Genomic DNA, 11,831 nt, shown 5'->3' on the forward strand with positions numbered 1-11,831 from the left:
CTGTAGATCGTAGCCCACCCACAGCCCACCCATGGTGTAGTGGACGGCCGGGTAGATCCGCATCGGCACCTTGTAGGGGTCCTCGGCGGTGATCCGCTCGTACATCTCGAACAGGTTGCCGTACTTCTCGCGGACCTTGTCCTCGCCCATCCGCTTGATGGCGTCGGCGAAGTCGAGGTAGACGCCGAGCCCGCCCGGACCCACGCCGCGACCGGCGTCGCACTGGTACTTCGCCGCCCGCGACGCGATGTCACGGGGGACCAGGTTGCCGAATCCCGGGTAGATCCGCTCGAGGTAGTAGTCGCGCTCGTTCTCCGGGATGGTGTCGGGCGAGCGGGTGTCGCCCGCCTTCTTCGGCACCCAGATGCGGCCGTCGTTGCGCAGCGACTCGCTCATCAACGTGAGCTTGCCCTGGTAGTCGCCGGAGCGGGGGATGCAGGTCGGGTGGATCTGGGTGTAGCACGGGTTGGCGAAGTACGCCCCGCGCCGGTGCGCCCGCCAGATCGCGCTGGCATTGGAGTTCTTGGCGTTCGTCGACAGGTAGAACACGTTGCCGTACCCGCCGGTGGCGAGCACGACGGCGTCGGCGAGGTAGGTGGAGACCTGGCCAGTGACCAGGTCGCGGGCGACGATGCCGCGGGCGTGCCCGTCGATGACGATCAGGTCGAGCATCTCGGTGCGCGGGTGTATCTCCACGCCGCCGGCATCGATCTGCCGGGACAGCGCCTGGTAGGCGCCGATCAGCAGCTGCTGACCCGTCTGGCCCCGGGCGTAGAAGGTCCGCGAGACCTGCACGCCGCCGAACGACCGGGTGTCGAGCAGGCCGCCGTACTCCCGGGCGAAGGGCACACCCTGCGCCACGCACTGGTCGATGATCTGGGTGGACGTCTGCGCGAGACGGTAGACGTTGGACTCCCGGGAGCGGAAGTCGCCACCCTTCACCGTGTCGTAGAACAGCCGGTAGACCGAGTCGCCGTCGTTGCGGTAGTTCTTCGCAGCGTTGATGCCGCCCTGCGCGGCGATGGAGTGCGCCCGGCGCGGCGAGTCCTGGTAGCAGAACTGGATGACCCGGTAGCCCTGCTCGGCGAGGGTGGCGCCGGCGGCGCCACCGGCGAGCCCCGTGCCGACGACGATCACGGTGTGGCGGCGCCGGTTGGCCGGGTTGACCAGCTTGGCGGTGAAGCGTCGCTTGTCCCAGCGTTGCTCGATCGGGACGTCCGGCGCCGCGGTGTCGGCGATGTCGGCACCGAGGTTGTAAAACGACATGTCAGCCCTTCCCATGCTTCCGGCACCGCGCCACGCAAGGCCGGCCGCGGAGCCGTCGGCTGTTCAATCCACCAGTGCAGTGACCCATCGGTGCAGTGCCCCATCGGTCCAGTGCCCCATCGGTCCAGTGCCCCATCGGTCCAGTGCCGTGCCGTCAATCCACCAGGCCGGCGAGAACCGACACCGGAACGATCACGAATCCCACCGTGAGGAGAACCGCGAGGACATTGGCGGTGGCCTTGAAAACTCGGTCCCGTTTCGGGTTGTTGACACCGAGGGTCTGGGCCGCACTCCAGAAGCCGTGCTGGATGTGGAGCCCGAGGGAGATCATGGCGGCGATGTAGATGAGCGTGACCCACCACACGCTGAAACTCGACACGACGTTGTCGTAGGCGGCACCTTCGACCCCGTGTCGGTTGAGGGTCAGCGTCGTGAAATCGAGGATGTGGTACACGATGAACAACGCGAGGGTGATTCCGCCGTAGCGCATCACATGCGTGGCATAACTGGCCCGGGCTCGTTGGCGGTGGACGTACTTTGTCGGCCGGGCCCGCAGGTCACGCCGGCTGAGCTGGTACGCGGACACCGTGTGCAGGCCCACGGCCAGCACCAGCACGACGCGTTGGATCCATAGGTACCACGTATCGTGCAGGACCGGCTCGCCGATCGTCCGGAGCCAGCCGGCGTAGTGGTCGAAGTCGTCGCGGCCAAAGAAAATCTTCAGGTTCCCGAGCATGTGAGCGATCAGGAACAGGAGCATCAGCAGCCCGGTGACGGCCATCACGGTCTTTTTGCCGATGGTTGACCGCCACAGGTTGCGCAGGACGGACGAAGATCGCGGGGGCCGCGGGGTGGGCGCAGGGGACGCCGACCGCGCCGGGGTTGTCACAGCCACGAGCGCACCCTAGAGCGCACTCCCTCCAGTGGTCCAAGACATGATAAACCTGGACTCGATAGTGCCGTCCTATCGACGTCTACGCTGGCGGCGTGCAGCTCCACCAGCTCGCCTATTTCGTCGCCGTCGCGGAGACCCGGCACTTCACCCGGGCCGCCCAGCGGGTGCATGTCGCCCAGCCGTCCCTGTCCCAGCAGATCCGCGCCTTGGAACAGGAGCTGGGCACACCTTTGTTTAACCGCGCGCGGGGGAACATCAGCCTGACCCCGGCGGGGGAGACGCTCCTGCCGCTCGCCCGGCGCATCCTCACCGACACCGAGACCGCCCGCCAGCGGGTCACCGAGCTGCTCGACCTGCGCCACGGCACGGTGCGCCTCGGTGCCACCCCGAGCCTGTGCACCGGCTTCCTGCCCGACGTGCTGCGACTGTTCCACCAGCGGTACCCGGGCATCCGCCTGCTGGTCGAGGAGGGGGGATCACGCGACCTCGTCCGCGATCTGGCCGCGGGCAGCCTGGACCTGGCGTTGATCATCCTTCCGCTGCAGAGCAGCGACCCGGCACTGGCGACCTCGCCGCTGATCCGCGAGAGCCTGGTCCTCGTCTCGTCGCTGGACGAGCCACCGATCGTCGCCGGACGCCCGCTGACCGTGGCCGATCTGCGCAACCACCCGATGGTGATGTTCCGCCGCGGCTACGACCTGCGGGAGGCCACCGTGACGGCCTGCCGGGAGGCCGGATTCGAGCCGATTTTCGCGATCGAGGGCGGGGAGATGGACGCTGTGCTCGGTTTCGTCGCGGCGGGTCTGGGCAGCGCGGTGATTCCGAGCACGGTCGCCCACCGGCTCGGCATGCGGGTCACCCCGTTCGTGCTCCCGGGGCTGCAACGCACCATCGGGCTGGCGCGTCGCCGCGACGTCGAGCCGACCCGTGCCGCCGTCGAGCTGCAACGGGTCCTGTGGGAGTACCTCCGCGACGCCGCGGCCTCGGGCAACCTTCCCGACGGCACCCGACTCCTCGCCGGACCGACCTCCGCCGGCACGTGATCTGTCATCTTCGGGCTCCTGTGCAACGTATTCGATGAGGCAGGCTTTTCATGGCGTGAAGATCAGGTTCTTTTCGAGTGAATCGCCATCGCTTTTTCTGGTTCGGCGTGTGGTCCGCCTGTCCACCGAGCCCATTTTTTCCGCCCACCCGCACGCGATCCGGTCGGGTGGGCTTAAAGTTGTGCGAGCGGTCGTAGACCGGGCGGTTTCCGGTCTGCGGGGACTGGTTGCGGGGACGACTGGTTGCGGGGACGACTGTCAACGCGCGGTTCGCGTGAACTGGCGCCAGTGCACAACGGGGGCAGCGTCGGAGCTGCCGTCGACCTCGAACACACGGGAGGCGATATGAACAGCGTCGACATTGCCCTGAAGGAATCGCTCGAGATAAGCGGGGCGCTAGGGGTTGCCCTCGTCGACTTCACCAGTGGAATGACCCTCGGAACGGCCGGTAACACGCATGTGATCGACCTTGAGATCGCTGCGGCCGGAAACACCGAGGTCATCCGGGCGAAGATTCGGACGATGGAGAGTCTCGGGCTTCAGGACACCATCGAGGACGTCCTGATTACGCTGGGTCGCCAGTATCATCTGATCCGGTTGTTGCAGAGCCATTCCGGCCGTGGCCTGTTCCTCTATCTGGTGCTCGACAAGCCGCGCGCGAACCTCGCGCTGGCCCGTCATCGGCTGCGCGCCGTCGAGTCGCAGCTCGACGTCTGAGTGCTTCCGGGGCCCGATCGGGCGGCGCGTCCTCGCCACGGGCCTGGTGCCGGCGCGCCGGTGACCGGACGACGGTGACCGGACGACGGTGATAGGGATATGACGTGAATATGAACGCGCCGACGCTGCGGATCCGTGGCGGCGTGCTGGTCGGTCCGACGGAGGTCCGTGACGAGGTCTGGGTCGTCGACGGCCGGATCACCTTCTCCGCTCCCACCGGCGCGGCGGCCCGGGACGTACGGACGGTCTCCGGATGGGTGTTGCCCGGCCTCGTCGACGCTCACTGCCATGTCGGCCTCGCCGCGCACGGCGCCGTCGACAGGCCCACCGCCGAGCAGCAGATCATCACCGACCGGGCGGCGGGCGCGCTGCTGCTGCGCGACGCCGGCTCCCCGGCCGACACCCGGTGGATCGACGCCCGTGACGACCTGCCCCGGCTGGTGCGGGCCGGCCGGCACATCGCCCGGCCCCGGCGATACCTCCGCAACTACGCGGCGGAGGTCGAGCCGACCGACCTCGTCGCCGAGGTCCTCGCGCAGGCCGGCCGGGGCGACGGGTGGGTGAAGCTCGTCGGCGACTGGATCGACCGCGGGCTGGGCGACCTGGCGTCGTGCTGGCCCGCGGACGTGGCGAAGGCCGCGATCGACGCGGCGCACGCCGCCGGAGCCCGGGTCACCGCCCACTGCTTCGCCGAGGACTCCCTCGCGGATCTCGTCGAGGCGGGGATCGACTGCATCGAGCACGCCACCGGTCTCACCGAGCACACGATCCCGCTGTTCGCCGAGCGGGGGGTCGCCATCGTGCCAACCCTGGTGAACATCGCGACCTTCGAGGACATCGCCGCGGGCGCCGAGGCGAAGTTCCCCGCCTACGCCCGGCACATGCGCGCCCTGTACGCCCGGCGCCATGACACGGTGCGGGCGGCCTACGACGCCGGCATCCCGATCTTTGTCGGTACCGACGCAGGGGGAAGCCTCCCGCACGGACTGGTCGCCGCCGAGGTGGCCGAGCTTCGCCTGGCCGGGCTGCCGGCTGCGGCCGCGCTCGACGCGGCGACCTGGGGGGCCCGCTCCTGGCTCGGTTATCCGGGCCTGTCCGAGGGCGCCTGGGCCGATCTGGTGGTGTATCCGAGCGACCCGCGGGCCGACGTCGCGGTGCTCGGCGCCCCGGACCTCATCGTTCTGCGCGGACGGCCGGTCTCTGCCTGAACGTCCCCGCGTCCCCCGGGTATGCGGCCGGTCAGCGGGGAGTATCGAGGACCTGCCGGATCTTGTCCAGCAGGGTGCGTTCGGAGAAGGGTTTGGTCAACAGCGATACCCCTGGGTCCAGCTTCCCCTGCGCGGTGAGAACGGGATCGGCGTATCCCGACATGTAGAGCACCCGGATGCCGGGTTGCTGGGCCCGGATGCGGTTCGCGAGTTCCCTGCCCTGCATGCGCGGCATGATCACGTCCGTGAGCAGCAGGTGGATGTCGCCCCGGTGCTCGATCGCGATCGAGCATGCGTCGAGGGCGGTGGAAGCCGCCAGCACCTCGTAGCCGTTGCGGCTCAGGATCCGCCGGGCGACCTCGAGCAACGCGGCATCGTCCTCGGCGATCAGGACCGTCTCGCCGTGCCGGGCGGGCTCGGAGTCGGCCGGTCGTTGCCCGGCCGGATCCTGCGACAGGTTCCGCATAAAATCACCGCAGTAGGTAATTTACCGGTGGCATTTAGTGGCCAGAGGAACCGTAGCATCGCTTTCGGTGGGTCGCCACCGCGCCGGCCAGGCCGCCCAGCCCGGCCAGGCCGCCTCAACCCGATCAGGCCAGGCCGCCTCAGCCCGGCCAGGCCGCGGAGGTCACGGCCTGGCAGAGGATCTCGGTGAACGGCCGCGGGTCGAGGCCGGCCGCGTCGAGCCAGGAACCGGAGTAGTACGTGTCGGCGTACCGTTCGCCGCCGTCGCAGATCAGGGTGACCACGCTGCCGCGGTGACCGGAGGACACCAGCTCGCAGGCGAGCCGTACCGCGCCCCAGAGGTTCGTCCCGGTGGAGGCACCCGTCCGGCGGCCCGTCAGCGTCTCCAGGAACAACATGGCCGCGACGGACGCCGCGTCGGGCACAGTGATCATCCGGTCGACGACGTCGGGGAGGAAGCTCGGCTCCACCTGTGGGCGGCCGATGCCCTCGATGCGGGAGTGCCCGCCGGTGACGTGCGGGTCGCCGGTGGACCAGGCGCGATGGAACACCGAGCCCTCGGGATCGACGACGCACAGCGCGCAGTTGTGCTGCCGGTACCGCAGATAACGCCCGATCGTGGCGCTGGTGCCCCCGGTGCCGGCGCCGACGACGATCCAGGTGGGGATGGGATGGCGCTCCAACGCCATCTGATTGAAGATCGATTCGGCGATGTTGTTGTTGCCGCGCCAGTCCGTCGCTCGTTCCGCGTAGGTGAACTGGTCCATGTAGTGACCGTTCGTGGCCTCGGCCAGCCGCCTGGCCTCCGCGTACACCGTGGTGGCGTCCGCCACCAGGTGGCAGCGACCCCGCTCACGTTCGATCAGGGCGATCTTCTGCGTGCTGGTCGAGGCGGGCATGACGGCGATGAAGGGGAGCCCGAGCATGCGGGCGAAGTAGGCCTCCGAGACCGCGGTCGACCCGGAGGACGCCTCGACGATCGTCGTCCCCTCCCGGATCCAGCCGTTGCACAGCCCGTAGAGGAACAGCGACCGGGCCAGGCGGTGCTTCAACGAGCCGGTGGGATGCGTCGACTCGTCCTTCAGATAGATGTCCACGCCCCGTTCCGCCGGCCACAGGTGCAGGGGGAACAGGTGGGTGTCCGCCGACCTGTTGGTGTCGGCCTCGACTCGGCGAATGGCCTCCCGAGTCCATCGGACGTCCTGTCTGGTGGGTGCATCACTCATGCCCTTCCCGTTCCCCGGATCATGCTTGGATGAAGATCTTTGTTCTTTCCGCCCGCCTTCGTCGATTCGTTGATCTGTGAGCTGTTTGTCTCTTATGGGTTATCGATGCGGTTGCGGGCTCTGTATCCGCAAGTTACCGGTTCGATGGTCGAGATGCGCCGTCCGTGGGTCGCCCCTACCGTCAAGCTATGCCGGTTACTCAAGGTTCCGGTGCGCTGCCGGCCCGTCGGATCGTGTTCGTCCATGCTCATCCCGACGACGAGACGATCGCGACCGGGGCGACGATGGCCCGCTACGCCGCCGATCCCGACACCCAGGTGGTCCTTGTCACGTGCACGCTGGGCGAGATGGGCGAGGTGCTGGTCCCCGAGCTGACCAACCTGCGGGCGGACCGCGCGGACCAGCTCGGCGGATACCGGATCGGGGAGCTGGAACAGGCGTGTACCGAGCTCGGCGTCACCGACTACCGCTTCCTCGGGGGCGCCGGTCGTTGGCGGGACAGCGGCATGTTGGACAGCCCCGCGAACGACGACCCGCGCTGCTTCTGGCGGGCGAACATGGACGACGCGTCCGATGCGCTCGTACGGATCGTGCGGGAGGTCCGGCCGCAGGTGATCGTGACCTACGACGCGATCGGGGACTACGGTCATCCCGATCACATCAGGGCGCACGACGTCACCGTCCGGGCCTTCGCCGACGCGGCCGATCCGGACTTCGCTCCCGACGCGGGTCCGACCTGGCAGGTCTCGAAGTTGTACGAGACGGCGCTGTCCCACTCCGCGGTCGAGTCCGCGGTGGACCGCATCTGGCGGTCCGACCTGGCGAAGACGGTCCCCGAGGGGATCACGATGCCCTCGGACATGCTGCTGTCGGTTCCCGATACCAAGGTCACCACGACGATCGAGGCGCCGGGCTTCTTCGCCGCGAAGATCGCGGCAATGCGGGCCCACCGCAGCCAGATGACCGTGGACGGATTCTTCTTCGCTCTGGTCGACGGGAACGGCCGGTCGGCGAAGGCCACCGAGAACTTCGTGTTGGCCCGGGGGGCGGTGGGCCCGGGCTCGGGTTCCGGCGTGGAAACCGACCTGTTCGACGGAGTGGCGACGCGCTGATGCCGGAACGGACCGTGAACGGACCGCGGGGGGGAATCCTGATGTACACCGGGAACATCATGTACGCCAGGGTCGGGGACCGCCTCGTCGTGCGTAATTCGGCAACAGGTCGTACCGAGCGCCACGGTGTGATACTCAAGATTCGCGGCGAGAGCGGCCGAGCGCCGTTCATCGTCCGGTGGGACGACGGCCGCGAATCGTGGTACATCCCGGCCGCCTACGAATCGGTCGAGCTACGTCCCAGCCGCGACCGGCGGCCCGGCTGAGGACCCCTCGGGTGGAGGGGTGCCGCCTACTGATCATTGCCGGCGGGCGGCACCCGGCGTCACCTCCGGACCCTATTTCCCGGAGTAGAGCTGTTTATAGCGGGCGCCCGCCTGCCGGTTCAGGTAGAGACACGTGGCGCTGAGCGGTCGGTACAGGTTCGAACCGACGTTGTTCGGGTCGCAGTTGTTGAAGTAGTACTCGTAGGCCAGCCCCTTGCCGGCATGGGCCACGAACCAGTCGTACATCCACTGGATGTAATTGGCGTTGTCACCGCCACCGTTGTTGCCGCTGGTACTCACCACCCCCCATTCGCCGACGCCGAAGAGCTTGTTGTGCGCGCGGGCGAAGTTGAACCAGTAGTTCAGCCCACCGGGGGCGTTGGCCTGGGCGTCGAACTCGGCCTTTGTCCGGGACGGCGGCCAGTGGTCGTACGCGTCGAGGCCGACCCCGTCCACCCAGGCGTCGCCCGGATACATGTCCATCGGGTTGTGGCTCGGCGGGTTCTGCGAGTAGTGAGCGTTGAGGCACCAGCACAGGGTGGGGTCCGGCTCCGCGGTCGAGTTGATGGCGTCCGCGACGTGGCGCCAGCAGTTGACGTAGTCCTTGGGGTTGGTGGCGGACCATTCGTACCAGTCGCCGTTGCCCTCCCAGGCGATTCGCAGGTAGGAGTTCTGCCGGCCGTAGGCGTTCAGTACGCGTCCGAAGGTCTTCCAGTACTCGTCGTAGGCCCCGGTGGCGCAGGTCGCGTTGCTGGCACCGATGCGCTCCGGGAAGGGGGGGATGGAGATGATCAACCGGCCGGGCCAGTTGGCGAAGGTGCGCAGCAGATCCACCGGCTGGCTGACGTTCGCCCAGCTGTTCCGGGTGGTGTAAAGCAGGGTGAAGTCACAGGGCGCCCCGCGCCAGGTGCAGAACGCCTCCAGGTTCTGCTGGTTCATCACCGGATCGGGATAGGTTCCGGTCAGCCACCCTTTGCCCGAGCGGGGCCCGGCGTAGGACGGCGGGGCCGGCGGCGGGTTCGCTCCGGTGGTGACCTCCGCCCGGTCGAAACCGACGTTGTTGCCCTGCGAGGAGGTGTTGCGCTGCCCGGTATTCGTCAGGGTCAGGGTGTGCGTGCCGGCGGCGAGCTTGTCCGAGCTGTAGAACAGGGTGATGCTCGAGGTCGGCGCGTAGGTGTCGACGTTGACCGGCTGGCCGCCGTCCAGGCGGATCGTGCTGAATCCCCCGATCGGGCCCTTGGCGCCGTAGATGTTGACCTGCGTTCCGCTGAAACGGATCGTGGCGACCGCGCCGGCGGTCGCCGAGTAGTAGAAGCTGTTGTTCGGGGAGGTAATGCAGCCGGTGCACTTCGTCCACCCGGTCGAGTAAGAGACCTGGTTGGTGCCGGTGCCGATCGTCGTGTCCTCGATGGTGAGCGCCGTGGGCACCGGCGGTGTCGGCGGGGGCGGCGCCACCTCGTTGATCGCCTCGGCGCGGTCGAAGGCGACGTCGTAGCCCCGGGACGCGGCATTGCGCTGGTGCAGGTTGGTGATCTGCACTGTGTGGGTGCCCGCGGTGAGCGTGTTCGAGGTGAAGATCGAGCTCGCGACCGCGACCGTAGCGAAGGTGTCGACGAGCTCCGGGGTGCTGCCGTCGATGCTGATCGCGGCCTGGCCGCTCCACGGTCCCTTGACCCCGAAGATGGTCACCCGCGTGCCGATGAACTGGAACGCGGCGACGCTGCCGTAGGTCGACGAGTACCGGAAGCCGTCGTCGAGGGGCCCGGCTATGCACCCGGTGCACCGGGTCCACGTCCCCGTGTAGGAGACCTGGTTGAGCCCGGTGCCGATGGCGCTGTCCTCGATGATCGTCGGGGCCTGCGCGCGGGCAGGTCCGGTCAATGCCCCGGTCATCAGAGCCACGGTGAGGGTGAGCAGCAGCCCGCCGATCCGGTGGCGACGTGCTCGAGTCCGCGCGTGACGGCCGTTCGAATATCTCCTGGGCTGGGACGCTGTCCCGTCCCGTTTGTTCTCTGTGCGCATTCTCCAGTCCTGTCCTGGGTTGTGGAACGCGTGTCGAGCTTGTCGATGAAAGCTGACTCATCAACCAGGAAGGAAGCTAGATCAATGGTTCGCGGGCATGGTCGAACGTCGTTGTCCGGAGATTCGACGCGCACTTCTCCAGGGGTGGGCGAAGACTTGTGACGTCGTCCTTCCCGGCGGTTCGGGTGGAACGTGCACAGCCGGATTGCGCAGATTCTTCGCTCGCGGCGGCGCTGTCACCGGTTCTGGCGGTTCCTTGGGGTCGGCGCAGAAAAATCGTGATCCGTTCGGCCCGGTCGGTCAACGCCTGCGCGGGAATGCCGATACCTTTGTAGCCGAAGGTGCGACCTACCTCCGGTACGCCTGCGGTCAGAGCGCCTGCGGTCAGAGCAGGGTGCCGAAGACCTGCGTCCAGTAGCGACCATACTCGCCGCCGGTGGCCTGCCCGACGCCGATCTGGCGCAGCCGCGGGATGAGGATGTTCGCCCGGTGACCGGGGCTGTTCATCCATCCCGTCACCACCTCGTCCGCACTGCTCTGGCCGGCGGCGATGTTCTCGGCGACCTGGGCGTAGCGGTAGCCCAGAGCGCTCACCCGGTCGGACACCGTGCGTCCCTCCGGGCTGGTGTGCGCGAAGAAGCCACGGGTCGCCATGTCCACGCTGTGCGCCTCCGCGGCGGCGGCCAAGCGGTCGTCGACGGTCAGCGGCGCGAGACCCTCCCGGGCGCGCTCGGCATTGGTGAGCGTGACGACCCGCGCGAGCACGAGGGTCAGATCGCCCTCCCGGGTACCCCGACCCGTGGAATCGGGGTACCCGGGAGGGTCACGGCGTTGACCCTGGCCCTGGTGGCCCTGGTGGCCCTGGTGGCCCTGGTGGCCCTGGTGGCCCTGGTGGCCCTGGTGGCCCTGGTCGCCGTCGTCGATGTCGACTCCGAAGTCCCGGGCGAGACCGGCGAGGCCGTCTGCGTAACCCTGCCCCACCGCCCGGATCTTCCACGCGGGGCCGCGCCGGTAGATCTCCACCAGCGTGACCACGGTCTCGCGGGACAACGGCGGCGGTGCGAAGCGGGCGATGAGGGCATCATGATCATTATGGATGGTGACGGCGAGAGCTGGCAGCCGTCCGAAGGGCGTCGTACCGTCCTCGGGGCTGGCGGCGATCACGACACGTTCGGCGCCCAGGCGCAGCCGGCCCGGATCGACGGTCACCGCGCCGCCCGAGAGTGCCACGCCCGGCGCCCTGGGCTGGTTGTAGAACACGAAGTCGCTGTCCGCGGCGACCTTGCCGTTCGCGCCGGTGACGAGCGCACAGACGTCGAAGGGACCGGCGAGCCGGACCGAGACGGGGCCGGCAGGCAACGGCCCGTTCGCGCCAGGCACCAGGTCCCGCATCCGTTTCCACCCCTGTAGCCGTGGTCGTCCGCCATCGAGCGTTCGTCCGATGGTGCCATCCCGGACGTTTCGCGGTGTGCCCGCGTTCCGTCACCCCCGACCAATCCGTGGGGTTAGGTAGCTTTCGCGAGGTTCTGTGACTCTCATGCTATTCGGTGGCTCTCGTGGGGTTCGGTGGCTGTTGTGGCTGGTTTGATTGCCTTGCCGGTCTGTCCGGCC

General features: G+C 68.2%; 11 protein-coding genes. 5 read left to right on the forward strand and 6 right to left on the reverse strand.

Annotated elements, in window-relative coordinates:
* A partial coding sequence (gene sdhA, locus AC08OO_RS10795) for a succinate dehydrogenase (quinone) flavoprotein subunit (RefSeq protein ID WP_476618470.1) occupies positions 1–1,266 on the reverse strand: 1,266 nt, incomplete at its 3' end.
* A 154-nt stretch (positions 1,267–1,420) separates the two neighbouring features.
* The gene (locus AC08OO_RS10800) at positions 1,421–2,089 is read right to left on the reverse strand and encodes a succinate dehydrogenase cytochrome b subunit (protein ID WP_349256631.1); all 669 of its coding nucleotides are present in this window, start codon (positions 2,087–2,089) and stop codon (positions 1,421–1,423) included.
* A gap of 164 nt (positions 2,090–2,253) precedes the next feature.
* Between AC08OO_RS10800 and AC08OO_RS10805 the strand changes: the two genes are divergently transcribed.
* The 3 genes from AC08OO_RS10805 (at position 2,254) to AC08OO_RS10815 (ending at position 5,129) form a co-directional block, all read left to right on the forward strand.
* Positions 2,254–3,204, forward strand: coding sequence for a LysR family transcriptional regulator (locus tag AC08OO_RS10805; RefSeq protein ID WP_011437843.1), 951 nt, complete (start codon positions 2,254–2,256; stop codon positions 3,202–3,204).
* A gap of 345 nt (positions 3,205–3,549) precedes the next feature.
* The gene (locus tag AC08OO_RS10810; protein ID WP_476607574.1) at positions 3,550–3,921 is read left to right on the forward strand and encodes a hypothetical protein; all 372 of its coding nucleotides are present in this window, start codon (positions 3,550–3,552) and stop codon (positions 3,919–3,921) included.
* A 110-nt stretch (positions 3,922–4,031) separates the two neighbouring features.
* Positions 4,032–5,129 (forward strand): amidohydrolase family protein, encoded by a 1,098-nt coding sequence (locus AC08OO_RS10815; protein ID WP_476609454.1) that lies wholly within the window; start codon positions 4,032–4,034, stop codon positions 5,127–5,129.
* A 31-nt stretch (positions 5,130–5,160) separates the two neighbouring features.
* Here the strand turns inward: AC08OO_RS10815 and AC08OO_RS10820 are convergent, their stop codons facing one another.
* Together AC08OO_RS10820 and AC08OO_RS10825 are read right to left on the reverse strand one after the other, a co-directional pair.
* A complete protein-coding gene (locus AC08OO_RS10820; RefSeq protein WP_476609443.1) occupies positions 5,161–5,595 on the reverse strand; it encodes a response regulator in 435 nt (144 codons plus the stop codon).
* Between the two features lie 139 nt (positions 5,596–5,734).
* The gene (locus AC08OO_RS10825; RefSeq protein WP_476609444.1) at positions 5,735–6,820 is read right to left on the reverse strand and encodes a PLP-dependent cysteine synthase family protein; all 1,086 of its coding nucleotides are present in this window, start codon (positions 6,818–6,820) and stop codon (positions 5,735–5,737) included.
* A gap of 188 nt (positions 6,821–7,008) precedes the next feature.
* Between AC08OO_RS10825 and mshB the strand changes: the two genes are divergently transcribed.
* Complete coding sequence (gene mshB, locus AC08OO_RS10830) at positions 7,009–7,932, forward strand: N-acetyl-1-D-myo-inositol-2-amino-2-deoxy-alpha-D-glucopyranoside deacetylase (RefSeq protein WP_476609445.1); 924 nt, start codon at positions 7,009–7,011, stop codon at positions 7,930–7,932.
* A gap of 14 nt (positions 7,933–7,946) precedes the next feature.
* Positions 7,947–8,198: a DUF1918 domain-containing protein gene (locus AC08OO_RS10835; RefSeq protein WP_476618471.1), complete on the forward strand. Its 252-nt coding sequence runs from the start codon at positions 7,947–7,949 to the stop codon at positions 8,196–8,198.
* A gap of 72 nt (positions 8,199–8,270) precedes the next feature.
* Here the strand turns inward: AC08OO_RS10835 and AC08OO_RS10840 are convergent, their stop codons facing one another.
* Together AC08OO_RS10840 and AC08OO_RS10845 are read right to left on the reverse strand one after the other, a co-directional pair.
* Positions 8,271–10,220 (reverse strand): glycoside hydrolase family 26 protein, encoded by a 1,950-nt coding sequence (locus AC08OO_RS10840; protein WP_476609446.1) that lies wholly within the window; start codon positions 10,218–10,220, stop codon positions 8,271–8,273.
* A 384-nt stretch (positions 10,221–10,604) separates the two neighbouring features.
* Positions 10,605–11,612, reverse strand: a complete 1,008-nt coding sequence (locus tag AC08OO_RS10845; RefSeq protein ID WP_476609447.1) for a CAP domain-containing protein — start codon at positions 11,610–11,612, stop codon at positions 10,605–10,607.
* Positions 11,613–11,831: the final 219 nt, after the last annotated feature.

Source organism: Frankia sp. CeCAU1, assembly GCF_977971845.1.

Excerpts from the sequence above, each read along its gene's own strand:
- AC08OO_RS10810 (WP_476607574.1), top strand. The coding sequence starts at position 3,550 with ATGAACAGCGTCGACATTGCCCTGAAGGAATCGCTCGAGATAAGCGGG.
- AC08OO_RS10815 (WP_476609454.1), top strand. The coding sequence starts at position 4,032 with ATGAACGCGCCGACGCTGCGGATCCGTGGCGGCGTGCTGGTCGGTCCG.
- AC08OO_RS10840 (WP_476609446.1), bottom strand. The coding sequence starts at position 10,220 with ATGCGCACAGAGAACAAACGGGACGGGACAGCGTCCCAGCCCAGGAGA.
- AC08OO_RS10845 (WP_476609447.1), bottom strand. The coding sequence starts at position 11,612 with ATGCGGGACCTGGTGCCTGGCGCGAACGGGCCGTTGCCTGCCGGCCCC.
- AC08OO_RS10825 (WP_476609444.1), bottom strand. The coding sequence starts at position 6,820 with ATGAGTGATGCACCCACCAGACAGGACGTCCGATGGACTCGGGAGGCC.
- mshB (WP_476609445.1), top strand. The coding sequence starts at position 7,009 with ATGCCGGTTACTCAAGGTTCCGGTGCGCTGCCGGCCCGTCGGATCGTG.
- AC08OO_RS10820 (WP_476609443.1), bottom strand. The coding sequence starts at position 5,595 with ATGCGGAACCTGTCGCAGGATCCGGCCGGGCAACGACCGGCCGACTCC.